Here is a 26,058-nt window from a genome sequence, read left to right as displayed (position 1 = left end):
CTTGACTGAGTTTACTATGTGGCTAACTCATTGTTGTACTATAGTTTATCTGCTATAAATTAATAACGAGGCAAAGTAACTTTAAAGATGCCGAGTTAAAGAGGATAAACATGCCAGCAGCCATTACACTTGTTAGCCACATTATGACCAAGCGAATTGTCACTATTTCAATTGATGATCGTTTATCTGTTGCTAAACACATTTTCGACAATGTGAGCTTTCATCATTTGTTAGCCATTGATGAAGATGACACTTTGCAAGGTATTTTGTCTCACCGCGACTTTTTAAAAGCCCTTAGTCCAAATATTGGTACGGCCGCTGAACTGATCAGAGACACAGAAACCCTCAATAAACGCGTGCATCAAGTCATGACCCACAACCCGATTACTGTTGCACCTCATACCAGCTTAAAACAAGCTTGTGAAATTATTCTTGAACACGGCATTGGCAGTTTACCCGTATTAGATAATGGTGCTTTAGTCGGCATTATCACCTGGAAGGATTTACTCAGAGCTTATAGTGAAAACGACTAAATAGAGGCCAATCTCCGCAATCTCAAATAAGTGTATAGCCAGCCATTTTGCAAGAAAAAATAGTTAAAAATATTTTTCGTTTAGCCACCAATCAATTAGCCCATATTCTTAAAACCTTCATCTTTTGGTACTGGAAACTGTCACTTTACTCTGCTTAGATTAATACACTTTTGGAAGAGTAAAATGCAATGGAGCGATGCCATGATTAAATTCAGTTATCTTTTAAATCAGGACAATTTTGAATTGCAAGCCAGCAACTGGTGTGGCTTAGAAAAAGTATTGCTTAATGGCAAGGTGGTATCGCAAAAATTCAATTTCGGCATTTTAAGTAGTCACGATATCTTATTGAAAAATGGTAAAAAATATAACTTACAATTGTTAGTTGATCCACAAACTGACCTACTAACATGCAGAATTTACAACCAACAAAATTTAGTCACTGTACTGAAGCAAGGTAAAAATCAGCTACAAAAAAGCCAGCGACTCATCGAGGCTGGCTTGGTGTGTATGCTGTTCTCGCTACTCACTTTTTACATGGTGTTTTAGCCGTTAGCAATAGTGAAATCAAGACGTACTTTTGCTTGTGCTTCGACCGGATTACCGTCAACAAACTTAGGGGCATAACGCCATTTTTGAATGGCCTCTAGCGATTCTTTTTCAAAACGTTTTCCGCCCTTAGAATCTATTACCGATGCCGACTTAACAAAGCCATTTACATCAATGGTAAACGCCATATCAACCCATCCCTGTTTTCTGTCTATTGCATAGGACTTGGGATAATTAGGGTGATGTCTAAATAAAGGCACTTGATCCTGATCATCTGACCAAGGTTTCATTTTACCAATCGCAATACAGTGTGCCGTGGCTTGTTGGCTATTATTTTGTTTCTCGTACAACTCAACCAAAACAGCGTGGGCATGCAACTCTGATGGATGACTATAATCAAGGGCTTGATACTGTTTTATCACTTCAAGAAATAACCGCTCTGCAGCGTCATATTGTTTTTCAGCAAACTGGATTGATGCAGCGAGATAAGTGGCATCAACCCGCAAAATTGCATCCTCAGGAAGATGTTTGCTGTAAATGTCATACGCCTTTAAACCATAATTTTTTATGGTGTGATTATATTCAGTGGTTTTATATAAGTGCTTAAAAGCAGCCGTATAAACTTCAGCTAATACTAGAGGCTCATTTAATGACTTTGCCACATTAATGGCATCTTCAAAAAGTGCTTGGGCCTTTTTGTCATTGGTTGTTGACTCTGCAGCTAGTAACATAGGATCTAACACTTCAAGGCTATCTTCTCCATAATGTGCAAGATAGCTGGCCAATACCTTGTCATAGTTCTGGCTTGCGGAAACGTTATCACCACTATCACGTTGCACATTGGCAAGGTTCATGAGTAACTTCGCTGTATCTATATGGTGTTCACCAAAGCTGACTTTGCCTAAATCAAAAGCTTGCTGTGCATACACTAATGTTTGCTCAACATCTTTTGCTGCAACGGCTTGTTGATAAGCTTGATAACTTGATGAAAAATCAGCCGCTTGTGCCAAAGGTGAAACCATGCTCGACACTAAAATACTGCCGTAAACACACATTCTTATTTTTGCAGCAATAATATTCGAGTTGAACTGAAGAGTTTTATGTTTCATGTAGATTCCATTCTGTATTTATTTGTGTAAAGTCACTAAACTTATCACTAAAAAGGCATAATTTACCAATATTTACGGCAACATCACTTACCGTATAACGTCACCACAACCGCCCCACCTAAACCCACATTATGTTGTAAGGCTAAGCGCGCCTGGCACCTGACGATCACCTGCTTGATCGCGTAAATGCCACACAAGTTCTGCACATTGTGCTAAACCCGTTGCCCCAATGGGATGGCCTTTTGACATAAGTCCACCAGACGGGCCAATCACAAATTTACCGCCATAGGTATTATTACCCGAGTTGATAAACTGCTCAGCTTCCCCCTCAGGACACAGGCCTAATGCCTCGTAGGTGATCACTTCATTTGGGGTGAAACAGTCATGTAATTCTATTACATCAATGTCTTGCGGTTCAATACCCGCTGCATTATACACATTTTCGGCGGCCATCATTGTCATTGACTTGCCAACAGCATTAATAGGATCTTGCCATGAACACTCAGTGTCGGTGGCCATAGATTGAGCCAAAATCTTTATCGCTGCTGCAAGGTTATGCTGTTTTGCAAAGCGCTCACTGCATACAATTACTGCTGCTGCGCCGCAAGTAGGCGGACAAGCCATTAGACGGGTTAAATACCCATCATATATAACCTTGTCGGCTAACACCTGATCAGCACACAGTGGCATTCTGAGTAATGCGTAGGGGTTATTGATGGCATGACGACGAGATTTTACCGCCACCTGAGCAAACAGCTTTGACGACACATGGTATTTATCCATATAGTGCTTACCCGCCGCGCCAAAAGCACGCAAGGCAATTGGACCATCGGGCGCATTAAATGTCGATAATACGGGATCAATTCTAATGAATGGGCTTTCACGGTCCTGCCAATGCGAACCTAAAGCACCAGGTTGCATTTCTTCAAAGCCAAATGCTAACGCACAATCGATTTCCCCCAATAACACTGCCTGTCTGGCTAAATACAGAGCAGTGGAACCACTAGAGCAATTATTGTTTATGTTAATAATTGGTATGCCACTTTGGATCACATCATAAAAGGCATGTTGGGCACAGGTGCTGTCACCATAAATATAAGCACCAAATGCCTGCTGAATATTGCCTGCAGATAAACCACTATCAGCTAAAGCTGAGTTAATCGCCTTGGCGGCCATGACCCGATAAGGCTGATGTTGACCAGGCTTGCAAAATCGCGTCATTCCGACGCCTGCAATGAGAACGTTATTCATGGTGCAACCTGACAGAACCCAACTAACTCAGCCGTGATACAGATTTGATGGATAGCCTGATATTGGCCACTACCTGCGGTGACGGTAGTAATTTTGATTTGGCTCCCCCCATCAAGATTGTCTGTTAACGCTGTGCTGATGATCGTACCGTCACGCATAAAGGTCATTGCAGAAGCAAAGTCACCGACGTCTAAATTACGATACAGTTTTACACTGATGCTACCGATTGAGCGCGGCTCTAAGCGCCCTTCTTCAATGACGACTGACATGCCATTTTTTAATGTTAGCACCTGTAAATAACCATCTGACTGGCTTAGGGTATTCTTTATTTCCCTATTGTCTGTGCCATTTTCAATACTGCTTTCTGCACACATAGCAGGACTGTTGAATCCCAATACACCAGCTAAAATCAAACTGTTAAATATTTTCCACATCACGAAACTCCTTTGTAGGCCTAATAGTGATAATACCCTGAATGATTTAAATGTGAATAATCAACAAAGTTACCTATCTCACACCAATTGCATATTTATTGATTAACATCAAACAAATGACGACTTTTGTAAACAATTTGTTGAGATTATCAATTTGTAAGGCACACTGAATAAATTACATACTGATTTTTATGGAGGATAGATGTCTGCAGTGTTGAAGCTTTTAACCTCAATGTTCAGTAGTTTTAAAGATTTGGTGCCCATTATCTTAGTTGTTGGTTTTTTCGAAATTTTTATCCTAAAACAAGCGCCCGATCAATTAGGCTCAATTTTAATTGGCTTGGTATTCATTGTGCTTGGGTTGACCTTTTTTGTATTCGGCCTTGAAATGGGGTTATTTCCAATTGGAGAGTCTCTTGCTGAAGCCCTAGCCCGTAAAGGCAGTGTTTTTTGGTTGGTAATATTTTCATTTTCTCTCGGTTTTGGTACGACTCTAGCCGAACCAGCTCTCACCGCGGTAGCCAATGAAGCCGCAAAGGTTGCTGCCGAATCGGGTGCGATCGCTAATGATGAAACGTCATTAGCTGATTACGCCATGGGATTACGCTTAACGGTAGCCATATCTGTGGGATTAGCCATTTTACTCGGCGTAATTCGAATTTTAAAAGGCTGGCCAATTCATTACATTATCATTGGTGGCTATATTTTAGTGATGATCCTCACTTCGTTTGCACCACCCAGCATAATCGGTATCGCTTACGATTCCGGCGGCGTTACTACGTCAACGATTACCGTCCCCTTAGTTACTGCACTGGGTGTGGGTTTAGCCACAGTCATTAAAGGGCGTAATCCCATGCTGGATGGTTTTGGTTTAATTGCTTTTGCCAGCCTCACACCGATGATTTTTGTGATGGTTTATGGAATGATATTTTTATAAGGAGCCAAGATGTTTTATCAGTTATTGGAAACCTTATTATTGACAGCCAGAGACGTTGTGCCCATTGCCGTTATCTTATTTGGTTTTCAATTAGGGGTACTTAAACGCCCTATACCTAACTGGCGTAAAGTCGCGCTGGGCTTTGTGTATGTCATTATTGGACTGACATTTTTCTTGGTCGGACTTGAACTGGCCTTATTTCCCATCGGCGAAAGCATGGCAAATCAATTAACCACGCCAGAATTTTTACATCCTGATGGCGAGCCAACCCCTTTTATCTGGCAAGACTATTTATGGGTATATATCTTTGCCGCAGCAATTGGGTTTAGTACGACAATTGCCGAGCCATCGCTAATAGCGGTGGCGATTAAAGCAAACGAAGTATCAGGTGGCACCATCGGCATTCAAGGGTTACGTATTTCGGTCGCTATTGGGGTGGCATTCGGGATTTCTTTAGGTTGTTTTCGTATTGTGGTGGGCGATCCCATTCATTACTACATTATGGGCGGCTATATTATTGTGGTCATTCAAACCTTTTACGCCCCTAAAATGATTATTCCATTGGCATATGACTCGGGAGGAGTCACTACCTCCACCGTTACAGTGCCGCTTGTTGCCGCATTAGGCTTAGGTTTAGCCACTAATGTGGATGGTCGCAACCCTTTAATTGATGGCTTTGGCCTTATCGCTTTTGCCAGTTTATTTCCGATTATTTCCGTGATGGCCTATGCCCAAATAGTCGAATATATCTCTAAACGAAAAGCTGTCGCTGAGCAGCAAGAGGAGCATACAGATGCGCTTTAAATTAATTGTCGCCTTTGTTGATGACGACTGTACTGATGAAATTTTAGATGCGGCCCGTGAAGCCGGCGCTACTGGCGCAACGGTAATTAATCACGCTCGCGGTGAAGGGTTAATCAAGAAAAAAACCTTTATGGGCTTAGGTTTAGATGTACAGCGAGATGTTATTTTATGGTTAGTTGAAGAACACATGTCACGCCACATTTTAGAAACTATCGCCCAAGTGGGTAAATTTGACACCAACAAAGGTCGTGGTATTGCCATTCAAATTGATGTGGAAGACGCTGTTGGGGTTGCCCATCAAGTACAAGAACTGACAAAAGAAATTGAGGATCAGATATGAACGCTAAAACTCCTGTCAGAAACCGCGATGTGTTAAACCAAGACTATGCCATGGTAGAGGGCACGATTACGGTTTCAGAGGCGATTGCGACTGCTGTCGCTAAAAATGTCAAAGTGCTAGTGGTAAACAAGCGTACTGAACATGACGAGTACGGTTTAGTCTTGATGAGTGATATCGCGCGAAAAGTATTAGCTAAAGACAAATCACCGGATCGAACCAACGTATACGAAATTATGATCAAACCAGTTTTTTCTGTCTCGGCCGATATGGACGTACGTTATACCGCAAGACTATTTGAACGTTTTGACATCAATAAAGCGCCAGTATTAGAGGACAACAACATCAAAGGGTTTGTGACTTACGATGATATTGTATTAAAAGGCATGATTAACGCATAATTTAACGGCATAGCTTGAAACATCCTATCCGCATGGATAAAAAGGTAATTAATCTATTTGTGGTTCATATAAAGCCGACAGACACTGATGTCTATCGGCTTTGTTTATTTTTAATTTTAATAGACTAGTTAACGTAATCGAATCATGTTTATCTGCTATTTAAAAAACTCGACTATCAACTTCGCCATCAAACTCAATACAGGTTTTAACTCGACATAACTGCACCGACGACAAAGCTGATAAATCAAAATACTGATATTCACTGTGTTCATCACTTAGCTTAATGGCTGTAGGTTCAACAAGTGTGCATTTAAAAATAAACACCTGAGATTGATACGCACTGTGATAATACACACCCGATAGGTAATCAACTTTCACCTCGCAGCCTAATTCTTCTAAGCATTCGCGTTTAACAGCTTGATGTATCGTTTCACCTAACTCTAACGCGCCACCAGGTAGACCCCAATTTTTGTCACCATAAGTTGCCCTGACCTGCAACACTTGCTTTTGACTATTGGTTATCACAGCATGGGCACTCAGCCGAAACCTATCGTTAAACGCCATAATATTCTCGATTATAAATTTAAATGGTTAACATATAGGGTTTACCAACGGGTTGCTAAAAAATTTATGATAATGCTGCGATAAACACGGCCTATTTATTTATATTTAATCAACCAATATTTGATTATTGATAGATATTTCGTTCACTGGGTATATCCGTTAAATATTGAACAAACTCAACTTCATAACCGTTCGGGTCAATGAAATAGACGCTTTTAGCATGGGGCTCATTACCGCCCCAAATTCTTACCTCAAAACCAGCTTCATTTAAGCGTCCAATCACACCATCTAAATCATTCACCACATAGGCAAAGTGGGCTACACCAAGCTCATTTGAGGTTAATTCCCGCACTTTACCGGTACCTGAATCATTAAATGACAAATAGTGATTATCATCACCAAAATGCAGCCATTTACGCGGTACACCATACCATGTGGACTCTCCTCCACCTCTCACCCGCCAATGAGGCATAGCAGCTCGGTAAAATGCCAATGTTTGCTGTAAATCTTTAACGACTATATTCAAATGTTCTAAGTACATACGTATTCCTTTTTTAATAAATGGATTCAATCACGGAATACAGCATAAAACCTCAAGTTAACTTGAGGTAAAGCGGTTTTTTAGTTATTTTATAAATAAATTATTAAGGACTTTTATGCTCAACGAATATGACTTATCTGTCGGACAAGTAGCGACACGCTGCGGGGTAAAAGTATCGACGTTACACTTTTACGAACAAAAGGGATTGATAAAATCATTACGTAATCAAGGTAACCAGCGGCGTTATCAACGTGATGTTTTAAGAAGAGTCTCGGTCATTAAAGCTGCGCAGCAATTTGGTATTAGTTTGCAAGATATCCAAAAGGCATTCAGTCATTTACCAAATCAACGTACGCCCAATAAAGATGATTGGAGTCAACTGTCGCAAACATGGAAAAACCAACTCAATGCCCAAATTAGTGCCTTGGAAGACTTAAGAGATTCACTCGAGGGATGCATCGGCTGTGGTTGTTTATCGATGACCAATTGTCCGCTGTATAACCCTAATGACACCTTAGCCACTAAAGGCGATGGCGCAGTATTACTGGCAAGAAACAAATGAAAAAGGGTTTAGTCTGTTGACTAAACCCTGATGAAAATAATCATCTAATGGGGGGAAGATTGACAACAATCAAACAAGCTTAATCACTGATAAGTCGAGCTCGAGTTATTTCAATTTTACGTGCTTTCATTGCTTCTGGAATTTCACGTTCCAAATCAATATTCAACAACCCATTTTCTAATTCAGCCCCTATCACTTTAACATGATCGGCCAGCTGAAATGTGCGCTCAAAGCCGCGTTCGGCAATACCCTGATGCAAATATTTACGTTCATCTTTTTGGTTCGCTTTACTGCCTTTAACCAAAAGTTTTTCGCCTTCACTGGTAATATCAAGTTCAGTCATACTAAAGCCAGCCACGGCCATGGTAATGCGGTAACGGTTTTCACCTAATAATTCGATATTGTATGGCGGATAGCCATTGTTACCATTATTGGCGGCGGCATGTTCAGCAAGTTGCGCTAAACGATCAAACCCGATGGCACTGCGGTAAAGAGGAGTTAAATCTGGAGAAATAGAAAAATTACGCATAATCATATCCTTGTCTAAAGCAATATGTAAATAATTAAGCCAGTATTGGCATGTGTGCATTGCCCTTTCGGCGCAATGGGTTGCAAGATGTTAAAACCTCAATTGAGCATTCTAGTGTGTCATCTTGCTACAAATTAGATATGTGGGTTGCGAGGTTAAATTCAAGAGTAATCAATAAAAAATTGCAAAAAAAAGAACAACCCACTCAATTAATGGATTGTTCTTAGATTGTTATACGCGATAAACGGCTAAATTAGTTTAATTCACAGCCTAAAACACTATTAGAGTTAGTGTAGATAATATCGCCAACAGGAGCATAGTCTGCAGCAACAATCATGCCTTTACCTTTCAAGTAAGTATAAAGTACTTCGGCATCGACATAACCTGTTTGCACTGACTCAAGTTTTGGATAACCATCACCACCTGCAGCGTTATAGCTTGGTACCGTAAAGGTATAGCTACTGTCTGCGGCGAAGGTTTTACCATTAATTTCACTGATATCAACAGTATTGGCAGCACAGTCCACGCTCATTTTAACCCCGGTAATTTGTGCATAAGCACCTGAACCACGCTGGAACGTTGCCACTGTACTTAAATAATCAGCAACCTCTGCGCCCGTTAAGGTATTTAGGGTGACCATATTACCAAATGGTTGGACAGTTAATACGTCGCGGTAAGAGATATCACCAGCATCAATTGAAGCACGCACGCCCCCAGAGTTCATGACTGAGAAATCAGCATTGACTTTAGTCCGTTGCGCTTCAGCAATTAAACGACCTAGGTTAGTTTGTTCGCCACGCACAATACTTCTGTCGCCTTCTAATCGAGCATCGGTTTCAGCAATGACTTCACTTAATTGACCTTGACCACGTTCTTGGTAATAAGACAGTAATTGCTTCAAATCTGCATCTGGTACAATTTCTTCACCAATATACACTTTAGTTTTATTGCCTGCCGTATCTTCCACGGTTTTCTTTAAATTAACAGGGATCAATTTATAGCTTGCTAGGTTTAATTTACCATTGAAGTATTCGAAATCCGCACGACCTACATACTTACCCCATTCATGGGCTTGCATGATATAAGTGCCATTTTGCATATCTGGTGCACAATCATCACCTGGTTTGAAGTCAGCGTATTCATTTGTGCCCGGTTCCATACACACTGGATTTTGTGAGTGACCACCAATAACAGCGTGTAAATCGCCTTCATTTAATGCACGAGCAAGCTCTACATCACCTGGAGCGTTGCTACCATGTTTACCATCTTCATAATGCCCCATATGAGTCGTAGCAAAAATTAAGTCAGCTTCATTGTTAGCTTTGATTTCAGCAATGACTTTCGCCACTTCGGTTTTAGGATCGGTAAATACGATATCGCTGATGAATTCAGGATTACCCAGTTTAGCGGTATCTTCTGTTGTTAAACCAATAACGGCGATACGCACACCATTAATGTCAAAGACTTTGTATGGTTCAAAATAACGTGTGGTGCCATCTGCATGATAAATATTGGCAGCAAGCATTGGGAAGTTAGCAATAGAGCGTTGTGAGTCAAGCACAGCTAATGGATTATCAAACTCATGATTACCCACTGCCATTGCGTCATAACGGATTTCATTCATGCCAATGAAGTCAGGGATCGCATCTTGTAAATCTGACTCAGGCACACCTGTATTGATATCACCACCAGATAACAAAATACTTTCGCCACCGTTGGCGCTAACCTGTGCACGGATTTGGTCAATTAATGCCTTGCGAGCAGCCATGCCATATTCGCCGTCTTTGTTTTCCCAAAAACGACCATGGTTATCATTAGTATGCAATACAGTAAAGATTTTACATTCAGATCCTGCTTCAGCACAGGTCGTCGGGACTTTTACATCATTATCGCTGTTACACCCAACTAGCGCCGCAAGCACGGCAGATGCCAAGAGCCCTTTCATTAACATTTTAGACATTTGTAACCCCATTTATTAGTTATCTTGTATTTATTTATCTAAATTTGATAAGCGAACTTTTTAATTCACCCGAAAATAATAGCAAAGAATGGGACTGCAACGTGACAACTTTATGACAAAAAAATGACATTTAGTGCAATATTAACAAAGAGTTAGAATGCATATTATCCGCAAAATAAAACAAGTAAAACCTCAAGCGAATCATTAACAGTGGCCAATAAAAAAGGCTTAATCCATAAACAGGATTAAGCCTTTAAATACCGTACTATTTATTTATTTAACCTAATACTGCAGACTGTCTTATATACAGAACAAGCCCAATCTATAGCTAGCGCATGTTAATTCAATAAATTATTTATCCATTGACCAATCTCAGATAATTGGTTAGGTAAAACACTATGAGCCATGGGATAGGTCTTCCATCTTGTGTTGTAGCCGGCATTATTTAATGCATCAAATGCCATTTTACCGGCAAATAACGGCACAACTTCATCCTGATCACCATGATTTTGTAAAATGGGCGTTTGCTTATTGGCGACAGATAACTGCTCAGGTAAATGTTCGCCACCAGGCAAGTAGCAAGAAAGCGCCATAATGCCAGCAAGGGATTGCTCAAACCGTAACCCAGTAAACAAGCTCATTACCCCGCCTTGACTGAAGCCCGCTAAGATAATTCTATTTGCAGGGATCCCTAAGGCAATTTGTTGGTCGATAAGTTGCTTAATCTGTAACTCAGATGCCAAAACACCCTCAATATCAGCACGGTCATGTAAATCCATACTTTTAATGTCATACCAAGAACGCATGATATAACCACCATTGATAGTAACTGCCTGCTCAGGCGCATGGGGGAAAATAAAACGTATAGCATGGCCTGCGGGTAGGCCTAAGACAGGCACTACAGGCGCAAACCCCGCACCAGAGTCACCTAAACCATGTAACCAGATCACGCATGATGTGGCCGTATTGCTTGGTTCAACAAAAATGGCATCCAAAGTTGATTGAGTCATGTGATTCCTTAATTAATGGGTAAATTGTTATCTACTGAGCCTGAATGCCCGTTTCTTGTAATAACAGGTCAAACTGCTGTGGCGTATCTAATTTGATCGTCCACTTCACTGTGCCAGCATCAGCAGCGATAACTAAGCCATGATGAAAGCAGCTAATATCATCAACTGCGGCGCTCAAAATAATGTGATTTAGAAAAAGGCGGCACTGTATTTCATTAGGCGTAATAATGAGTTTGCCTTGAGAAAATTCGAGGATCATAGGAGTACTTAATTAGAGGACAAGCGAGAGAACACTCCACCCTATTCACGGATGGAGTGTAAAAGATATCTGACTAGTGGTGGTGACCACCAACACCATGCGCATGACCGTGAGCAATTTCTTCATCAGTTGCATCACGAGCACTAACCACTTCAATATCGAATGTAAGTTCTCGGCCAGCTAATGGATGGTTTACATCTACAGTTGCCATAAACTTACCGACTTTCAAAATGGTGACTTGACGTTGGCCTTGATCTGTATTGATAACCGCTGCCATACCCGGTTTCCACACTTTAGCGCCAACTAAATGTTTCACAGATACACGTTGCTCAGCACCTTCTTGGCGCTCTCCGTAGGTATCTGCTGCTGGTGGCGTAACGGTGAACTTATCACCCACAGCTTTACCGGTAATGGCATCTTCAATACCAGGCATCATGTTGTCATTGCCATGAAGGTACGCAATAGGATCGCGGCCTTCGTTTGACTCAAGCACTTCGCCTTTTTCATCGCGCAGAGTGTAATTAAACTGCACAACCATATTGTCATTAATGCTCATTGCTTATCCTTTAAATTTAATTGGTGTTGCTGAATACAGTGCTAATAATCTGTACTAAGCAATAAAAAGTCGCAAGAGCTTAACAAATGCTTATTGTGTCGGCAATTTGTTTAAGCTAATCCCTAATCTTTCGAAGGTGGCATTATCTGGGTAACCATCTGCAATCAAGCCTTGTTGACGTTGGTATGCTTGTAGCCCTGTTACTGAGTTACGGCCTAGAATACCATCTGGTTTGCCAACATCAAAACCTGCATCCAGTAATTTTTGCTGCAGTGCGCTGACCATTTCACGATTTAAGCGCGGGTGATTAGGTAAGGCTTTAACAATACCACTGCCACCATTAATTTGATCCGCAAGTTGGCCAACTGACACGGCGTAAAATTCAGAGCGATTCCAGCGCATAATGACATTGAAGTTTTCATAGCCTAAAAAGGCAGGTCCTGTATGTCCCGCGGGTACATATAAAGCGGCTTTCATATCAGGTGTGGATAGTGGTTTTCCATTAGCTTGTTTAACACCTAACGCTGCCCACTTTGCTAAAGGTTGGCTGTCTTTACTGCCCATATACGCAAAATCATAATTGGAGGGCAGCTTGACTTCACGGCCCCAACGTTCGGTGGCTTGCCAGCCAAGTTGCTGTAAAAAATTCGCGGCTGAAGTTAACGCATCAGCTGTGCTGTTCCATAAATCCGCTCTACCATCACCATCACCATCAACGGCATATTTAAGATAGTTAGTTGGCATAAATTGGGTGTGTCCCATCGCCCCAGCCCATGAGCCAACCATGTCTTCATCAACAAATTGGTATCGCTCTTTTAGCGTTAATGCTTGCATTAACTCCTGAGTGAAATACTCACTGCGCCTAGGATCACAGGCAAGCGTTGCCAACGAGTTTAGCACCGACATCTTACCTTTATAGCTACCGTAATTGGTTTCAAGTCCCCAAAAAGCAACAATATATTGGCCTGGTACACCGTATTGTGCCGTTAATTGATTTAACAACTTACGATGCTTGGCAAACAGTTTTCGCCCTTCTTTGATTCGCCAATCGGTGACCCGTTTACCATAATAATCTTTAAAGGTAGTGGTAAATTCAGGTTGCTGATTATCAAGCTCAATGACTTTAGGCACGAAAGATAGGTTTGCCACTGTAGAGTCAATTGTTTGCTGAGAGATCCCCTTTTGCTTTGCAGTTACCTGTAATTGACTCACACATTGGGCAAAATCTTCGTTAGCCATAACCTGATGAGGAAAACTGATACTGAACAATAAGGCTGGAATGGATAAATAAACGCGTTTACGACTCAAAATGCACCCAATTAATCACGAAAGTTAGTATGGGATAATCGTGACTGATCAGCCTCAACTTCACAAGAGGGTTATCACCATAAAAAGGCTGATTTTGTGTTAAAAGGTGTGTTAATAAACAATGCAGACGTCATTTCTTAATCCTACCTTGAGCTACGACGGGTATTCAGTATAATGAAAACGTTTTTAATTCCAATTAAAGAGAATAATCATGTCCGAACTAAGCCCAGCGTTAACAAGCTTCATCGAAAGTGTAAAAGAACACCAAATCGTTTGGGGCCTTCAAGACGAAACTGGTGAAGGATGGGTTGTGTGTGATTCGTCAGAATATGAAGATACTGACGTTATGCCACTTTGGTCATCAGAGTCAGCGGCAAAAATTCATTGTACTGAAGAATGGTCTGAATATAAGGCGGTTAGCATTACGCTGATTGACTTCCTTGAGTATTGGGTGAGCGATTTAAACGACGATGGTGTATTAGTAGGTGTTGATTGGGAAAGCGATCAAGAATGTCTTGAAATCGACCCTATTGTACTGGCTAAAAGCTTAGTTGATATCGAAAAAGAATAACGCTGAGCAATAGCGCGTTGAGTTCGAATGAGTTTAGTTGTATCGCTCAGCGCGTTAACGTCCCTCCACTACTAAGCCGCTTTTAATGACAAGTCCAATAACCGTAGATATTCCTTTTGAAAAACGCCATATGTGCTGGTTTTGTGATGAGCCTTGCAACGCCGAATTATCCTATTGGCGTATGGCCCATACCCCTCACCCATCGTTAACCGTACCAGCCTGCAAAGAATGTTCATTACTCGCAAAAAAACAATTATTGACCTCTATTTGGGAATGTCGAGAAGCGGTTAAAGATCAATTAATGCAGCGTTACAGTAAAGACCTCGCAATTGGTATCAATTGGACCGAACAAGAACTTGAAGATTCTGAATTTGAATGTAAGATTTTTGGTGGTTTCAAGAAAAGTGCCTGGATGATGTACCAAATTGCTCAAAAAAGGATTAATGCCCCTGGCTGGATACTGAGTATTGATGGGCTTCAATTTGACGAGGATCCATTATTTGCGGGTAGTAACACATTGAGGTTTGAATTTGATAGTCTGCAATTTAATAATCTTAACCAAGGGATAAAACATTACAGTGAAGTCTTGGCTTTAGATGCCACATTCCTTCAGCAGTTAGTGACCTTATTGGGGAAAGATCAGTTTGCTCATGCAATTAAGCTTGCCAGACTTAATATTGGGATCACCAAATCGATGCAACAAAAAATCCTCAATGAACTCATTGAGGATTTAGACATATAGTTAAAGTAATAAATTCGGCTTAAAATCAGGCTTTAACATTATTACAGAATGTCTCTTAACCTATTTTGAACTTCGGTCACCAGTAAATCAGGCTGAAACTTAGAGATAAACGCATCACAACCCACTTTTTCGACCATGGCATTATTAAAGCTGCCACTTAATGAAGTATTGAGTGTGATAAATAATGATGCCATCCGTGGGTCTGAGCGCACTTCTGCCGTGAGTTTGTAACCATCCATCTCGGGCATTTCAGCATCTGTTATCATCATTAATAATTCAGTAGCAACATTTTTGCCCTCATTGGCCCAGGATTTAAGCAAATTCAACGCCTGTAAACCGTCGGACGCTTCAATGATCTCAATGCCTAATTGTCCTAATGTCTCTCTCACCTGTTTTCTGGCAGTACTTGAGTCATCAACAATTAATATTTTACGGCCTGGCATTTCCGGCGCTAATGCCTCATCTAACACCCCTTCTGATAAGCGGATGTCATAATTAATAATTTCAGCTAATACCTTTTCTACATCAATAATGGACACTAAATGAGACTGCCCTTGATCTTCAAGGCGGGTGATAGCCGTTAAATAATTATTTTTGCCTGCGGTTTTTGGCGGGGGCATAATATCCCCCCAGGTCATGTTAACAATATGCTCAACTTTTCCAACCAAGAACCCTTGAATACTGCGGTTGTATTCTGTGATGATCAGATTGCAATCGTCGGTAATAGGTAAAGGAGAGAAACCAATAGCACCACGTAAATTGATCACAGGTATAGACGTGCCCCTGATATTAGCGACACCTGCGATACTGTGATTACTACCTGGCATGGCACTCAAAGGCGGAACTTTAACAACTTCTTTGACTTTAAAAACGTTAATAGCAAATAGTTGAGTGGAATTGATGCGAAAAAGGAGTAACTCCAGCCGGTTTTCACCTACTAGATTGGTACGTTGATCTACTGTATCGAGCATTTTCTTCATTAAACTTACCACCAATCTTTAAATATTATCCATCAAGCATTAGTCAGCACGCGTCTAATGACTATTATAAACAAAAAACAAATAAAAACATGGGTAGCAATCTCATCTAACTAAGATCTACAAGGCAATTTTATACGTAAAGTATAATATTAGCTTAGTTTTCTAAGACCATTAATTGTTTCACGGGGCATATATGCGACTCATACTGACTTTACTCACAGCATTATCTTTAACCTCTTGCACCATGATTGATGAAAAAGTGGACGTTGTAGATAATTTTACAATTAATAATTACCTTGGTACTTGGTATGAAATCGCTAGATTAGATCATTCATTCGAAAGAGGCATGGATAAGGTTACCGCAAGTTATCAATTAGATGGCGACAAAGTGATCGTCACAAACCGTGGTTACTATGTAGATAAACAAGTTTGGAAAGAAGCGAATGGCAAAGCCTATTTTATTGAGGGCAGTGACAAAGGCTTATTAAAAGTATCTTTTTTTGGCCCATTTTACGGCGCGTATCAAATTCATGATGCCACCCAAGATGCCAATGGACTATATACAGACGCATTGGTTATCGGACCCGATAATAGCTATGCATGGATTCTGTCCCGTAACAAACAAATTGCCCCTGAAACGAAACAAAGATTTGTCATGAAAATGGAGAAATTAGGCATACTAACTAGCAATATCATATGGGTAAATCAACAGGGATAATGTGATCAAACATCACCATCAATTCGTATTAATTATTAATGCAATTGAATGATATAAGGCGAATTATGATTATCCCACTATTCCCATTGTCGATGTGCCTGTTGCCCCATGGTTTCAGTCAACTACGAATATTTGAACCTAGGTATAAACGCCTAGTCACTGAATCACTTAAAACAAACAGTGGCTTTGGTTTATGTATGTTAAGCGATGACAAAAAACAAATGCTACCAATTGGCACGCTATGTAAAATTATCGACTTTGAAACCTTAGATGATGGTCTTCTTGGGATCAGTATTGAGGGCGAGAAAAAATTCCATTTAAAAGATTTTATCATAGAAGCTGACGGATTAAAGCGAGGCACAATAGAGATAATAGATGATTGGCCAAAATCAGTTATTAGCTTAACCGAATGTAAAAAAAGCAATCAAAATCAGACAACTGAAAAAATGCTCAGTGATACCTTGCGAGATATTTTAAACCAATATCCTGAACATCTGGCCCAATACCAAAATGAACACTTTAACGATATTTCATGGGTATGCCAGCGATGGTTAGAGATAATTCCTTTAAGTGCCGCGGAAAAGTACCATTGCATCAATAATCATGACCATAAAATGGCCCAGGATTACCTAAGCAATATCATCAAGTAACTCCAATCCCAAGCTAAAGTTAACTGTTTAAGGTTTACAGAAAAAATAACCCATAAAAAGTGATCTGATTATTTTTGAACGACGTATATATGTTCACTATCGGCAAATAATACGACGCGAGTGAAGATAATGGAAAATTTTCAATCACAAACTGCGCAAAATCGTTATGATAAAGCAAGACTTGCTAAAAATAACGGTGCAATACAATTGTCTAATAAAAATGAACTCGATGCAGAACAATTAGCAGAGTTAATGCTTAAGGTAGCCAACTTACGCTGTAAAGTATCTTTCGCCAAACTGTTCAACCATTTCGGCCCAAAGATAAGCGCATTTGGTAATCAAAGATTGCATCAACAAGGCCTTGCAATGGATTTAGTGCAAGAAACCATGACACGTGTTTGGACAAAAGCTCATTTATACAGTGAAGATAAAGCTGCTGTCAGTACTTGGGTGTTCACGGTAATGCGAAATCAGTGCTTCGACATGCTTCGTAAAGTTCAGCACAACAAAGAAGATTCTTTCGGTGACGATATCTGGCCTCTTTTTGAGTCGGACGATGCCGAAAGTAACGAAGATGATTTCAAATTGTCTGGCACACTACTTCGTCATGTAGATGAACTACCTCCACTACAAAGACAAATTGTGCAAGGTATTTATATGCAGGAAATGACCCAACAAGAACTCGCTGACAAACTCGACATCCCCATAGGCACAGTCAAATCACGATTAAGATTAGGCTTAGAAAAGTTAAAGGGATTTATGGAGAAACATTATGATTAAGTACCATCCACAACAAGAATTATTGTCTCTCCACATTAAAGGTGAGCTTCCTTTATCTATGTCTTTGGCAATATCAGCCCACGCGGAACTGTGTGGCACATGTCAGCATAAACTGAACCTTATGACTGCATCTGAATCTGCTGATGTATTTGATAATCATGTCGAGCCAAATATTAGTGTTGATTTAGACTCAAAAATGTCTTTCTTGTTAGCGCAGATGATGCAAAACACCTTAGATGAGCTGGATGCTAAACCCGCAGCACCCGTCAATGAAGGGGTAACAGAAGTCACAGTCAAAGACCAATCTTATCCCTTACCCCGTGCATTTAGACATCAAATCAATGCACAGTGGCAAGGCATTGGTAAAGTGAGTCGGTTACGTCTCAATACTGGTGAGGAACACGCAAGAGCAAGCTTGTTGCACATTGCACCACAAGGCGAGATCCCTGAACACACACACAAAGGTTCAGAACTTACCCTACTACTAGCAGGTGAATTCAGTGATGAATATAATACCTACAGACCCGGTGATTTCATGCTACTAGATGAAAATCATCAGCATTCACCAAAAACAATGACTGGTTGCCTATGTTATACAATAGTCGATGCGCCATTATATTTTACGAAAGGATTCAGTAAGTTACTAAACCCTATTGGTGAGTTACTTTACTAACTAGGTTGTTTCTTTGGCTAATATAGGTAAATATTTTAACTGCAAAGTGTTGGCAATAAATAAATTATAAATATTTGTTGCCAACCATACAAACTCAGTATATGCTTGCGAAAGTTTAATTACCTTGTTTATTTTGTTTACCTATCGTGAGTCTGCTCAACTTCCTTTCGTAAACCATCACAAGCTACAAAAATACTTTTGCTGTGAAGATTAAATATAAAAATATATTTAACTATTAGTGTTATTTTTGTCATTCGCTTGTCATAAACCTATGGTCAACTAGTCCAATCAAGTAGTTAACTTTTTTATAAATGTTAACTATTTGAGTAAAATGATGAACTATATTTAATCTAAAATTATGATTAAACCCTCAGATTACTCATATAAATACTTGATTAGTGTAGGATTGATAGGGTAAGTTAACTAAGCTAACTTAAATCTTTCGCAACACGAAAAATGTTAAGGAATTTTATTGTTAAAACTTACATCACCCAAGGGTGAGAAAATTATAATAGAAGGAGTATGATAATGTCATACCAATTTAATGGACACGAAATTACAGTTAACTTCCCAGTTAATTCTATTTCATCAAATAAGAATTCAATTGCTTTTACTGATTCACAAGGTAAAAACAAAACAACCTTTTCAAAACGCATCGAAGCGTTGAATTTTATGAAATGGTTAATCAGTTCTAATAAGTAAACCTCTACGCTTTGCGTACATCATTTGCTCTGTTATTTAATAAACTTGGCTAACGGTATTCTCCTCTCATTTACCGTACGTTTATTAACAACAGAGCAAACTGATAAATATCTCTAATTCGATACACTATTCCATTCCAGTCAAAAACACTGCAAATCACAACCTTACCTATTTATCTTTACTGAATCATTTTTAGTTAAGGCCTGCTTTCTCAAGTATCTGGGCAACATTGTCGCATTGCCTAATAAGCCACCTTGATGGATGTAAAGTATTTCACGGTCTTTTAGCTCCCCAGACTCAATAGCGTGTTTAAGCACATTTAATCCAATGGGATCATAAAGTAAATCAAATTCTATTCCGCTTGAATCTAATACCTGTTGCCATAGTTGAAATAATGAAAGATAAAGCTTGCCGAAATGGTATTTATTACCATCACTTATTATTTGGGGGTGAAGTTGACTATTTGAAGATAACTCATTAAATTGACTTATTAAGTAACTATCACCTCCAACAGTGCTACAGGTTAACACCTGAATATCTAAAGTGGTTTTCTGTGCTTGTGTGACAAAGTACTCTTGCAAATATAAAGCTGTAGTACCTGTTCCTGATGGTAAAAATATTGATAGCTTATTAATACCTTGAGAAATGGCCCAATTTACTATTTCTTTACCTAGTATATAAATCCCCGTTTTAGCATATTCACAACGCCCGCCTTCAGGAATAAATAAGGTTTCTTGAAAGTTACTTTTTCTAAGACAATCTTGTTTCAATACATTAATGGCATCATCTAAATGATGACAGGCATGATACCGATTTGAAGACCAATCAATTTCAATGACATTAGCACCATTTTTAATTGCTTGAGAATAATTAGATCTGATCCCTGACGACAAGCTCAACTGTTGCTTTAAATAATCAGCAATATGACTCACATAATAATCTAATTTCCAGCCCTTTATTTTTGCCAAAACCGACAGAGAATATAATGAATTTGCCTGCGCGGAACCTGAGCCCACGATATGAGAAACACCTGGAAAATCATTAATTAAAAAATGATAAAATTTGCGGGCTTTATTGCCACTAAAATCTGCATGCAGCAAATCATCTCGTTTAATATGTACTTGTCTTCCAGTAAAGTACATTACGTCTGTGCGGCTGTTAGTTAGCATCAATTTCAATCATGGTGTCATCAATAACGACATTGTAGCTAACTTTAGTTAAAAACCGCCATATTTAGTCTAATTGCTCATTTCATTTGGCTGACTAGAGTTAGAGAAATACTAATATAACCATAATATCAATCGCTTAAATATTGGCACAATTACTGCTTTCAATAAACATTGATTGAATTGAAACTGTAAAAAGGAACTAACATGGCTATTTTTAGGCTGATATTTAATATTGCATGGTTTGTACTAGGTGGTTTTGTGATGGGACTCGCTTGGTGGTTGGCAGGAATATTGTGTTTTATCAGTATTATTGGTATTCCATTTGGTCGTGCTTGTTTCGTGATAGGTGAAATGGCATTTTGGCCTTTTGGTCAGCAAACCGTTAATAGAAGGCATTTGACTGGTGAGCATGATTTAGGCACTGGCACTATGGGAATGGTTGGTAATATTATTTGGTTCTTATTCTTCGGAATTTGGTTAGCCATCGGTCATCTAACCCACGCCTTAGCTTGTTTTATTACCATTATTGGTATTCCATTTGGTATTCAGCACCTAAAGCTGGCTTTGTTAAGTTTAACCCCTATTGGTCAAACAGTTGTTCCTAATGAACAATATTAATGGTTTTGATGCTTACTTGATTCTATCAGGTAAGCATCCATCATCTGTTGCGCATCAAACTGAGATAAGCCTCTATTAATAATGTCCAACCATTCACGGCCTTTGCGAGTTTTGCTAAAGGCAATATGTAAACTTTTTAGCTCTAACGGCTTTGTATTCATTTGAAGTAAATCGGCAATATCTGCAATCTTAGGCTCATGTTGAAGATATTGATAGACATTGTAATCAATCACTATGGCATCAATTCTACCAGCAGCTAATTTTAGAATATTTTGCCGTTCATCACTTGCGGCTTCAAAAGGTTGCTGTCCATTTACAATCATTTTGTCTATTTCTTCGGTATTAACATACCCCTTCACGACGCCAAGGGTATATTTGTTTAAATCTGATACGATATCCCATTTTATTGGATTATTTTTCCGCTCTAATAAGCCTATTGGACTATTACCAAGTGAGTTTGAAAATATAAAATCGTTGGTGGCATTAATATACTCGGGAAAATAACCACTATTGCCCCCCTTTTTCGCGACTCTAATTGCCCGGTTCCAAGGCAATACCGTCACCTTTAAGTCATGGCCCTCATAACTAAGTGCCTGCTGCACAATCTGACTAGTGACGCCATTTTCAATTAGATTCACTCCAGTGAACGGCGGCCACTCAAGTGTTGAAAGCTCAAGCGTATCAGCCGTTACCGAATGCGGAAACAGCGCTAAGATGATACATGCTCTAAAAGCAAGTTTGTTTAGACTGTGGAATAAAACCATTGCTTCCTTAGTAACATATCTTTGATGGCTCAGTGATATAATCATAAAAACATTTATAAAACTGCAACAGATAACTTTTTATAGTCAGTTACTCAAAGCAGATATAAAGTACTAATACCTTAAGCATAGTACAGACTCATTTTTTGGTGAAATTTATGAATTATTGGTTGATGAAGTCAGAGCCTGATGAATTTAGTATTGATGACTTAAAATCGAGTAAACATCAAAAAACCGCTTGGCAAGGAATTCGTAACTATCAAGCGAGGAACTTTTTGCGTGATGGTGTAAAGCAAAATGATTTAGTGTTTTTCTATCACTCAAGCTGTAAAGAACCCGCAATAGTAGGTTTGGCAGAAATAAGCCAAGCTGCATCGATAGATATAAGTGCGTTTGATGAAGCTTCGGCATATTTTGATGCAAAATCTACATTAAACAATCCCAAATGGATTCAAGTTGAATTACATTTTATGGCCAAATTTGAGCACCCAATAACCCTAAAACAGCTTAAAGCCGATCCTCAGTTAACTAATATGGTATTAGTGGCAAAAGGAGCTAGGTTAAGTGTGCAGCCAGTAACAGCAGATGAATTTGATCATATTATGTCTTTAAGTCGATAAACTTTTAAATCTATGAGGCATTAAATTAATAGCGACTTGAGAGCAAAAGATGCTATAAATCGTTAAAAAACAACTCATATGACTTATCATAATGTCAGTCATATGAGTAGTTATTAAACAAGTCCTTAGCAGTAATAGGATAAATGCAGATTACTGTTCGCCTTGTGTTATCCCACCTTTTGAAGGTGCATGAGCAATAATTCGATCGGCCATACGCGAGAAAGGTAATGATTGTAGCCAAACAGTTCCGTGACCTTGTAACGTGGCTAAAAACAGCCCCTCACCACCAAAGACCATAGATTTCAATGAGCCAGCACGTTGAATGTCATAATCAATTCCAGGTGAAAATCCCACTAAACAGCCCGTATCTACACGCAACACTTCTCCTTTTAATTCTTTTTTAATCAAGGTGCCGCCAGCATGAATAAACACCATACCGTCGCCCTTTAAGCTTTGCAGTATAAAACCTTCACCACCAAAAAATCCGGCGCCTAATCGACGATTAAATTTCATTGTGACATTAGTGCCTAATGCCGCAGCTAAAAAACTGTCCTTTTGGCAAATAATTTCACCTTGGTGTTTTGATAAATCAACTGCCAGTACACTACCAGGATAAGGTGCTGCGAAAGCAACTTTGCGTTTTCTTTGGCCCTCATTTGTAAAGTGAGTCATAAAAATACTTTCACCAGTTAAGGCACGTTTACCTGCACCGAGTATTTTTCCAAAAAATCCGGACTCAGGTTCTGAGCCATCACCCATTTTTGCTTCGAAGGCTATATCCTGTTCCATGTAATTCATCGCACCTGCTTCAGCAATAACAGTTTCTTGAGGATCGAGTTCAATCTCAACTAACTGCATACTTGAGCCGATGATTTCAAAATCCACTTCATGGCACTGCTTACTCATTGGTCACTCCTTTAACATAAGATGACTAAATCGATTGTCTAAACAACTTAAAGTTGTCGACATAATATGTCAAGCGTTGTATTTCAGATCCGTACGCTCAAAGCTTGTTGATAAACTTTCTGCAAGCATTTGCACGGTTAATTAGGTTGATTTTACCTTTGGCATTGAATCCATTTGAATAAGACTTTATCTCAATCATCCTAAGCCTGTTGTATTAAACTCTTTAGAACCCTGAAACTCAAAGCGAGTGAACTCATCAAGGATCAACTCAGTAAATAACTGCCCGGCTCGACCTAATGGTCGTTCCAGTGTTGACACTAACTGTGGCGTAAAACTAAATCGGTTACCACCAACAAAATCAACTGGCTTTAACTCAGATGCATGTAACTCCTCTTGAATTAAAAACTCTGGCATCCAACCAAAACCAAGTCCTTTTAACAGGGCATTTTTTTTCATAATGAACCCCGATAAATAAAAGACTTTATCTCCACCAAATTGCATTTCATCACGAATTAATCTTTGCGGAGAAGAATCTTGAATCGTCAACTCTACGTGTTGTTGCAGCTCAGTCAAACTGACATTGTTAACAGTGACAAGAGGATGATGTCGGCTAGCAACCAAAATACTGGTAATCGTCGGCAATGCTTTGGGATGGTAATTGGGGCCAGCGAGATAGTCTTTTACTAACATTAAATCAGCATTATCGCGCTCAAACCTATGTTGTACTCCCCCCAAAAACTCCATATTCAATTGTATTTTAGTAGGTACTTTATGCTCGGCCATGCGCTTCAATGCTGTCATGATGGGCTCCATAGGCAATGCGCCATCAATGACCAACTCTAACTTTGGCTCCCAGCCCTCACTAAAGCGACTGGCAAGATGCTCGATATTGGCCAAATGTTGAAGCAAGCGCTGCCCTTCAGCCAGGATCACTCGTCCCTCAGGGGTTAATTCTGCACGATACTGATCACGATTAAAAAGACTCACGCCTAAATGCTGCTCCAATTTTTTAACCTGATAACTGACCGCAGACTGCGCTTTATGCAGTTTTTCAGACGCTTTAGCAAAACTACCTTCTTCGACTAATACCTGTAAAACCTTAAATGCATCTACATCTATGCGCATAAAACCTTCCTTTTTCGATGAAAATTCATTTTTTGTACCGAATAGCTGCCACAGCTGTACCAATTTAAATACAATCTAATAATTTGATTGAGTCTAGCGGTTTATTATTCTTTTTTTTGTTCATCCGAGCAACTAAATTGAATGAATCTATGCAACATAGATCACATTATTTTCGCTAATCATGCGTTAGATGAGATTGGAACGTTGTACAAACGGATTAAGGAAGCTGTTATGCCATTTTATGTAAAACAAGGCGAGATCCCTACAAAGCGCCATATCGCATTCGAAAAAGACAATGGCGAGCTTTACCGTGAAGAATTATTCTCAACCCATGGTTTCTCAAACATTTATTCCAATAAATACCATCACAATATGCCGACTAAAGCGATTAATGTGGTGCCGTATGCTGTAGATCATGGTCAAGAGTGGCAAGATTCACTGATTCAAAATTATAAGTTAGACTCGCGCATTGCAGACTGTGAAGGCAATTTTTTTAGTAGCCGTAACAAAATATTCTATAACAGTGATGTGGCTCTCTACACGGCAAAAGTGACCGATAGTACTGATGAATTTTATCGCAACGCTTATGCTGACGAAGTGGTATTCGTTCATGAAGGTGAAGGCCAGTTACTCAGCGAATATGGCGTTATTGAGGTGAAGAAATGGGATTACTTGGTGATCCCTCGTGGTACTACCTATCAATTAACCTTCAATGATTACAGCAATGTGCGTTTGTTTGTCATTGAGTCATTTTCAATGGTGGAAGTCCCTAAACATTTCCGTAATGAATATGGTCAATTACTTGAATCAGCGCCATATTGTGAGCGTGATATTCGCGTTCCAGAATTAGCCAACGCCATTGTTGAAAAAGGTGAATTTCCTTTGGTGTGTAAGTTTGGTGATAAATATCAGCAAATGACTTTGGAATGGCATCCATTTGATCTTGTAGGTTGGGATGGCTGTGTTTATCCATGGGCATTTAATATCGAAGAGTATGCACCCAAAGTAGGTAAAATCCATTTACCACCTTCAGATCATTTAGTGTTTACGGCGCATAATTTTGTGGTGTGCAACTTTGTACCGCGTCCATATGACTTCCATCCGAAGTCAATTCCTGCACCTTATTACCACAATAATATCGACAGCGATGAAGTCTTATATTATGTCGATGGTGATTTTATGAGTAGAACAGGTATTGAAGCTGGTTTTATGACCTTACATCAAAAAGGTGTGCCGCATGGACCACAGCCGGGTCGAACAGAAGCTTCTATCGGCAAGAAAGACACATACGAATACGCAGTGATGGTCGATACCTTCGCCCCACTTAATCTTACTTCCCATGTTAAAAGTTGCATGAGTGAAGACTACAACCGCTCTTGGTTAGAAAACTAAATAACCAGCG

The 26,058-nt window shown here is 39.6% G+C and carries 32 protein-coding genes; 16 read left to right on the top strand and 16 right to left on the bottom strand.

What is annotated here, in order from left to right:
• Positions 1 to 110 precede the first annotated feature (110 nt).
• Entirely contained in the window at positions 111 to 533 is a 423-nt protein-coding gene (locus tag IEY03_RS01240) for a CBS domain-containing protein (RefSeq protein ID WP_188839519.1), read from the top strand.
• Between the two features lie 201 nt (positions 534 to 734).
• Complete coding sequence (locus tag IEY03_RS01235) at positions 735 to 1,079, top strand: hypothetical protein (RefSeq protein ID WP_188839518.1); 345 nt, start codon at positions 735 to 737, stop codon at positions 1,077 to 1,079.
• On the opposite strand, the gene IEY03_RS01230 is transcribed toward IEY03_RS01235, so the two are convergent.
• The 3 genes from IEY03_RS01230 to IEY03_RS01220 all read right to left on the bottom strand — a co-directional run bounded on the left by IEY03_RS01230 (position 1,076) and on the right by IEY03_RS01220 (position 3,873).
• Positions 1,076 to 2,188, bottom strand: coding sequence for a TonB family protein (locus IEY03_RS01230; RefSeq protein WP_188839517.1), 1,113 nt, complete (start codon positions 2,186 to 2,188; stop codon positions 1,076 to 1,078). The two genes, IEY03_RS01235 and IEY03_RS01230, sit on opposite strands and share 4 nt — an antisense overlap.
• A gap of 129 nt (positions 2,189 to 2,317) precedes the next feature.
• Complete coding sequence (locus tag IEY03_RS01225) at positions 2,318 to 3,439, bottom strand: thiolase C-terminal domain-containing protein (protein ID WP_229778167.1); 1,122 nt, start codon at positions 3,437 to 3,439, stop codon at positions 2,318 to 2,320.
• Positions 3,436 to 3,873: a PliI family lysozyme inhibitor of I-type lysozyme gene (locus IEY03_RS01220; RefSeq protein ID WP_188839516.1), complete on the bottom strand. Its 438-nt coding sequence runs from the start codon at positions 3,871 to 3,873 to the stop codon at positions 3,436 to 3,438. The genes IEY03_RS01225 and IEY03_RS01220 overlap by 4 nt, the downstream gene beginning before the upstream one ends.
• 202 nt (positions 3,874 to 4,075) lie before the next feature.
• Here IEY03_RS01220 and IEY03_RS01215 point away from each other — a divergent pair, with 202 nt between their 5' ends.
• The 4 genes from IEY03_RS01215 to IEY03_RS01200 are packed head-to-tail and all read left to right on the top strand — an operon-like array spanning position 4,076 to position 6,352.
• Positions 4,076 to 4,810, top strand: a complete 735-nt coding sequence (locus IEY03_RS01215; RefSeq protein ID WP_188839515.1) for a DUF1538 domain-containing protein — start codon at positions 4,076 to 4,078, stop codon at positions 4,808 to 4,810.
• Positions 4,811 to 4,819: 9 nt separating this feature from the next.
• Positions 4,820 to 5,614 carry a DUF1538 domain-containing protein gene (locus IEY03_RS01210; RefSeq protein WP_188839514.1) on the top strand — a complete coding sequence of 265 codons (795 nt, stop codon included), beginning with the start codon at positions 4,820 to 4,822 and terminating at the stop codon, positions 5,612 to 5,614.
• The gene (locus IEY03_RS01205; protein WP_188839513.1) at positions 5,604 to 5,954 is read left to right on the top strand and encodes a P-II family nitrogen regulator; all 351 of its coding nucleotides are present in this window, start codon (positions 5,604 to 5,606) and stop codon (positions 5,952 to 5,954) included. Before IEY03_RS01210 ends, IEY03_RS01205 begins: the two co-directional genes overlap by 11 nt.
• On the top strand, positions 5,951 to 6,352 hold the full coding sequence (locus IEY03_RS01200; RefSeq protein WP_188839512.1) for a CBS domain-containing protein: 402 nt from the start codon (positions 5,951 to 5,953) through the stop codon (positions 6,350 to 6,352). Before IEY03_RS01205 ends, IEY03_RS01200 begins: the two co-directional genes overlap by 4 nt.
• A 159-nt stretch (positions 6,353 to 6,511) precedes the next feature.
• Here the strand turns inward: IEY03_RS01200 and IEY03_RS01195 are convergent, their stop codons facing one another.
• Positions 6,512 to 6,916, bottom strand: coding sequence for an NUDIX hydrolase (locus IEY03_RS01195; protein ID WP_188839511.1), 405 nt, complete (start codon positions 6,914 to 6,916; stop codon positions 6,512 to 6,514).
• A 124-nt stretch (positions 6,917 to 7,040) separates the two neighbouring features.
• Positions 7,041 to 7,457: a VOC family protein gene (locus IEY03_RS01190; RefSeq protein WP_188839510.1), complete on the bottom strand. Its 417-nt coding sequence runs from the start codon at positions 7,455 to 7,457 to the stop codon at positions 7,041 to 7,043.
• A gap of 115 nt (positions 7,458 to 7,572) precedes the next feature.
• Here IEY03_RS01190 and soxR point away from each other — a divergent pair, with 115 nt between their 5' ends.
• Complete coding sequence (soxR, locus tag IEY03_RS01185) at positions 7,573 to 8,019, top strand: redox-sensitive transcriptional activator SoxR (protein WP_188839509.1); 447 nt, start codon at positions 7,573 to 7,575, stop codon at positions 8,017 to 8,019.
• Between the two features lie 79 nt (positions 8,020 to 8,098).
• Here the strand turns inward: soxR and IEY03_RS01180 are convergent, their stop codons facing one another.
• The 6 genes from IEY03_RS01180 to IEY03_RS01155 all read right to left on the bottom strand — a co-directional run bounded on the left by IEY03_RS01180 (position 8,099) and on the right by IEY03_RS01155 (position 13,572).
• Positions 8,099 to 8,548: an Hsp20 family protein gene (locus tag IEY03_RS01180; protein ID WP_188839508.1), complete on the bottom strand. Its 450-nt coding sequence runs from the start codon at positions 8,546 to 8,548 to the stop codon at positions 8,099 to 8,101.
• 253 nt (positions 8,549 to 8,801) lie between these two features.
• Complete coding sequence (gene ushA, locus IEY03_RS01175; protein WP_188839507.1) at positions 8,802 to 10,508, bottom strand: bifunctional UDP-sugar hydrolase/5'-nucleotidase UshA; 1,707 nt, start codon at positions 10,506 to 10,508, stop codon at positions 8,802 to 8,804.
• 338 nt (positions 10,509 to 10,846) lie between these two features.
• Positions 10,847 to 11,518 carry an alpha/beta hydrolase gene (locus IEY03_RS01170; protein ID WP_188839506.1) on the bottom strand — a complete coding sequence of 224 codons (672 nt, stop codon included), beginning with the start codon at positions 11,516 to 11,518 and terminating at the stop codon, positions 10,847 to 10,849.
• Between the two features lie 31 nt (positions 11,519 to 11,549).
• Positions 11,550 to 11,777, bottom strand: a complete 228-nt coding sequence (locus tag IEY03_RS01165; protein WP_188839505.1) for a DUF3389 family protein — start codon at positions 11,775 to 11,777, stop codon at positions 11,550 to 11,552.
• 73 nt (positions 11,778 to 11,850) lie between these two features.
• Complete coding sequence (locus IEY03_RS01160) at positions 11,851 to 12,333, bottom strand: FKBP-type peptidyl-prolyl cis-trans isomerase (protein ID WP_188839504.1); 483 nt, start codon at positions 12,331 to 12,333, stop codon at positions 11,851 to 11,853.
• A gap of 90 nt (positions 12,334 to 12,423) precedes the next feature.
• Complete coding sequence (locus tag IEY03_RS01155; protein WP_188840014.1) at positions 12,424 to 13,572, bottom strand: lytic murein transglycosylase; 1,149 nt, start codon at positions 13,570 to 13,572, stop codon at positions 12,424 to 12,426.
• Between the two features lie 280 nt (positions 13,573 to 13,852).
• On the opposite strand from IEY03_RS01155, the gene IEY03_RS01150 reads away from it, so the two are divergent.
• The gene (locus IEY03_RS01150; protein ID WP_188839503.1) at positions 13,853 to 14,212 is read left to right on the top strand and encodes a DUF2750 domain-containing protein; all 360 of its coding nucleotides are present in this window, start codon (positions 13,853 to 13,855) and stop codon (positions 14,210 to 14,212) included.
• An 85-nt stretch (positions 14,213 to 14,297) separates the two neighbouring features.
• The gene (locus IEY03_RS01145) at positions 14,298 to 14,954 is read left to right on the top strand and encodes a hypothetical protein (protein ID WP_188839502.1); all 657 of its coding nucleotides are present in this window, start codon (positions 14,298 to 14,300) and stop codon (positions 14,952 to 14,954) included.
• A 41-nt stretch (positions 14,955 to 14,995) separates the two neighbouring features.
• Here the strand turns inward: IEY03_RS01145 and IEY03_RS01140 are convergent, their stop codons facing one another.
• The gene (locus IEY03_RS01140; protein WP_188839501.1) at positions 14,996 to 15,934 is read right to left on the bottom strand and encodes a chemotaxis protein CheV; all 939 of its coding nucleotides are present in this window, start codon (positions 15,932 to 15,934) and stop codon (positions 14,996 to 14,998) included.
• Between the two features lie 193 nt (positions 15,935 to 16,127).
• Here IEY03_RS01140 and IEY03_RS01135 point away from each other — a divergent pair, with 193 nt between their 5' ends.
• From IEY03_RS01135 to IEY03_RS01120, 4 genes are all read left to right on the top strand, one after another.
• A complete protein-coding gene (locus IEY03_RS01135; protein ID WP_188839500.1) occupies positions 16,128 to 16,652 on the top strand; it encodes a lipocalin family protein in 525 nt (174 codons plus the stop codon).
• A 65-nt stretch (positions 16,653 to 16,717) separates the two neighbouring features.
• Positions 16,718 to 17,302 (top strand): LON peptidase substrate-binding domain-containing protein, encoded by a 585-nt coding sequence (locus tag IEY03_RS01130; protein ID WP_188839499.1) that lies wholly within the window; start codon positions 16,718 to 16,720, stop codon positions 17,300 to 17,302.
• A gap of 129 nt (positions 17,303 to 17,431) precedes the next feature.
• Positions 17,432 to 18,082, top strand: coding sequence for a sigma-70 family RNA polymerase sigma factor (locus tag IEY03_RS01125; RefSeq protein WP_188839498.1), 651 nt, complete (start codon positions 17,432 to 17,434; stop codon positions 18,080 to 18,082).
• On the top strand, positions 18,075 to 18,755 hold the full coding sequence (locus IEY03_RS01120) for a ChrR family anti-sigma-E factor (protein WP_188839497.1): 681 nt from the start codon (positions 18,075 to 18,077) through the stop codon (positions 18,753 to 18,755). Before IEY03_RS01125 ends, IEY03_RS01120 begins: the two co-directional genes overlap by 8 nt.
• A gap of 866 nt (positions 18,756 to 19,621) precedes the next feature.
• Here IEY03_RS01120 and IEY03_RS01115 read toward each other — a convergent pair.
• Complete coding sequence (locus IEY03_RS01115) at positions 19,622 to 20,626, bottom strand: 1-aminocyclopropane-1-carboxylate deaminase/D-cysteine desulfhydrase (RefSeq protein ID WP_188839496.1); 1,005 nt, start codon at positions 20,624 to 20,626, stop codon at positions 19,622 to 19,624.
• A gap of 204 nt (positions 20,627 to 20,830) precedes the next feature.
• Here IEY03_RS01115 and IEY03_RS01110 point away from each other — a divergent pair, with 204 nt between their 5' ends.
• Positions 20,831 to 21,244, top strand: coding sequence for a YccF domain-containing protein (locus IEY03_RS01110; protein WP_188839495.1), 414 nt, complete (start codon positions 20,831 to 20,833; stop codon positions 21,242 to 21,244).
• Here IEY03_RS01110 and IEY03_RS01105 read toward each other — a convergent pair.
• Entirely contained in the window at positions 21,241 to 22,008 is a 768-nt protein-coding gene (locus IEY03_RS01105; RefSeq protein ID WP_188839494.1) for a substrate-binding periplasmic protein, read from the bottom strand. The genes IEY03_RS01110 and IEY03_RS01105 overlap by 4 nt on opposite strands.
• Before the next feature lie 155 nt (positions 22,009 to 22,163).
• Here IEY03_RS01105 and IEY03_RS01100 point away from each other — a divergent pair, with 155 nt between their 5' ends.
• Positions 22,164 to 22,625, top strand: coding sequence for an EVE domain-containing protein (locus IEY03_RS01100; RefSeq protein ID WP_188839493.1), 462 nt, complete (start codon positions 22,164 to 22,166; stop codon positions 22,623 to 22,625).
• Positions 22,626 to 22,775: 150 nt separating this feature from the next.
• Here the strand turns inward: IEY03_RS01100 and IEY03_RS01095 are convergent, their stop codons facing one another.
• Complete coding sequence (locus tag IEY03_RS01095) at positions 22,776 to 23,531, bottom strand: TIGR00266 family protein (protein WP_188839492.1); 756 nt, start codon at positions 23,529 to 23,531, stop codon at positions 22,776 to 22,778.
• A gap of 195 nt (positions 23,532 to 23,726) precedes the next feature.
• Positions 23,727 to 24,656: a LysR family transcriptional regulator gene (locus tag IEY03_RS01090; protein WP_188839491.1), complete on the bottom strand. Its 930-nt coding sequence runs from the start codon at positions 24,654 to 24,656 to the stop codon at positions 23,727 to 23,729.
• 231 nt (positions 24,657 to 24,887) lie between these two features.
• On the opposite strand from IEY03_RS01090, the gene IEY03_RS01085 reads away from it, so the two are divergent.
• Entirely contained in the window at positions 24,888 to 26,048 is a 1,161-nt protein-coding gene (locus IEY03_RS01085; protein ID WP_188839490.1) for a homogentisate 1,2-dioxygenase, read from the top strand.
• Positions 26,049 to 26,058 lie beyond the last annotated feature (10 nt).

Source organism: Shewanella aestuarii (genome assembly GCF_014647215.1).
Taxonomy (GTDB): Bacteria; Pseudomonadota; Gammaproteobacteria; order Enterobacterales; family Shewanellaceae; genus Shewanella; species Shewanella aestuarii.
Note: the sequence above shows the minus strand (reverse complement) of the source record. Positions and strands in the feature narration are given on the sequence as shown.

Bases quoted from the DNA above. Each gene is read 5' to 3' on its own strand.
- IEY03_RS01240 (WP_188839519.1), top strand. From the start codon at position 111: ATGCCAGCAGCCATTACACTTGTTAGCCACATTATGACCAAGCGAATT.
- IEY03_RS01235 (WP_188839518.1), top strand. From the start codon at position 735: ATGATTAAATTCAGTTATCTTTTAAATCAGGACAATTTTGAATTGCAA.
- IEY03_RS01230 (WP_188839517.1), bottom strand. From the start codon at position 2,188: ATGAAACATAAAACTCTTCAGTTCAACTCGAATATTATTGCTGCAAAA.
- IEY03_RS01225 (WP_229778167.1), bottom strand. From the start codon at position 3,439: ATGAATAACGTTCTCATTGCAGGCGTCGGAATGACGCGATTTTGCAAG.
- IEY03_RS01220 (WP_188839516.1), bottom strand. From the start codon at position 3,873: ATGTGGAAAATATTTAACAGTTTGATTTTAGCTGGTGTATTGGGATTC.
- IEY03_RS01215 (WP_188839515.1), top strand. From the start codon at position 4,076: ATGTCTGCAGTGTTGAAGCTTTTAACCTCAATGTTCAGTAGTTTTAAA.
- IEY03_RS01210 (WP_188839514.1), top strand. From the start codon at position 4,820: ATGTTTTATCAGTTATTGGAAACCTTATTATTGACAGCCAGAGACGTT.
- IEY03_RS01205 (WP_188839513.1), top strand. From the start codon at position 5,604: ATGCGCTTTAAATTAATTGTCGCCTTTGTTGATGACGACTGTACTGAT.
- IEY03_RS01200 (WP_188839512.1), top strand. From the start codon at position 5,951: ATGAACGCTAAAACTCCTGTCAGAAACCGCGATGTGTTAAACCAAGAC.
- IEY03_RS01195 (WP_188839511.1), bottom strand. From the start codon at position 6,916: ATGGCGTTTAACGATAGGTTTCGGCTGAGTGCCCATGCTGTGATAACC.
- IEY03_RS01190 (WP_188839510.1), bottom strand. From the start codon at position 7,457: ATGTACTTAGAACATTTGAATATAGTCGTTAAAGATTTACAGCAAACA.
- soxR (WP_188839509.1), top strand. From the start codon at position 7,573: ATGCTCAACGAATATGACTTATCTGTCGGACAAGTAGCGACACGCTGC.
- IEY03_RS01180 (WP_188839508.1), bottom strand. From the start codon at position 8,548: ATGCGTAATTTTTCTATTTCTCCAGATTTAACTCCTCTTTACCGCAGT.
- ushA (WP_188839507.1), bottom strand. From the start codon at position 10,508: ATGTCTAAAATGTTAATGAAAGGGCTCTTGGCATCTGCCGTGCTTGCG.
- IEY03_RS01170 (WP_188839506.1), bottom strand. From the start codon at position 11,518: ATGACTCAATCAACTTTGGATGCCATTTTTGTTGAACCAAGCAATACG.
- IEY03_RS01165 (WP_188839505.1), bottom strand. From the start codon at position 11,777: ATGATCCTCGAATTTTCTCAAGGCAAACTCATTATTACGCCTAATGAA.
- IEY03_RS01160 (WP_188839504.1), bottom strand. From the start codon at position 12,333: ATGAGCATTAATGACAATATGGTTGTGCAGTTTAATTACACTCTGCGC.
- IEY03_RS01155 (WP_188840014.1), bottom strand. From the start codon at position 13,572: ATGGCTAACGAAGATTTTGCCCAATGTGTGAGTCAATTACAGGTAACT.
- IEY03_RS01150 (WP_188839503.1), top strand. From the start codon at position 13,853: ATGTCCGAACTAAGCCCAGCGTTAACAAGCTTCATCGAAAGTGTAAAA.
- IEY03_RS01145 (WP_188839502.1), top strand. From the start codon at position 14,298: ATGACAAGTCCAATAACCGTAGATATTCCTTTTGAAAAACGCCATATG.
- IEY03_RS01140 (WP_188839501.1), bottom strand. From the start codon at position 15,934: ATGAAGAAAATGCTCGATACAGTAGATCAACGTACCAATCTAGTAGGT.
- IEY03_RS01135 (WP_188839500.1), top strand. From the start codon at position 16,128: ATGCGACTCATACTGACTTTACTCACAGCATTATCTTTAACCTCTTGC.
- IEY03_RS01130 (WP_188839499.1), top strand. From the start codon at position 16,718: ATGATTATCCCACTATTCCCATTGTCGATGTGCCTGTTGCCCCATGGT.
- IEY03_RS01125 (WP_188839498.1), top strand. From the start codon at position 17,432: ATGGAAAATTTTCAATCACAAACTGCGCAAAATCGTTATGATAAAGCA.
- IEY03_RS01120 (WP_188839497.1), top strand. From the start codon at position 18,075: ATGATTAAGTACCATCCACAACAAGAATTATTGTCTCTCCACATTAAA.
- IEY03_RS01115 (WP_188839496.1), bottom strand. From the start codon at position 20,626: ATGCTAACTAACAGCCGCACAGACGTAATGTACTTTACTGGAAGACAA.
- IEY03_RS01110 (WP_188839495.1), top strand. From the start codon at position 20,831: ATGGCTATTTTTAGGCTGATATTTAATATTGCATGGTTTGTACTAGGT.
- IEY03_RS01105 (WP_188839494.1), bottom strand. From the start codon at position 22,008: ATGGTTTTATTCCACAGTCTAAACAAACTTGCTTTTAGAGCATGTATC.
- IEY03_RS01100 (WP_188839493.1), top strand. From the start codon at position 22,164: ATGAATTATTGGTTGATGAAGTCAGAGCCTGATGAATTTAGTATTGAT.
- IEY03_RS01095 (WP_188839492.1), bottom strand. From the start codon at position 23,531: ATGAGTAAGCAGTGCCATGAAGTGGATTTTGAAATCATCGGCTCAAGT.
- IEY03_RS01090 (WP_188839491.1), bottom strand. From the start codon at position 24,656: ATGCGCATAGATGTAGATGCATTTAAGGTTTTACAGGTATTAGTCGAA.
- IEY03_RS01085 (WP_188839490.1), top strand. From the start codon at position 24,888: ATGCCATTTTATGTAAAACAAGGCGAGATCCCTACAAAGCGCCATATC.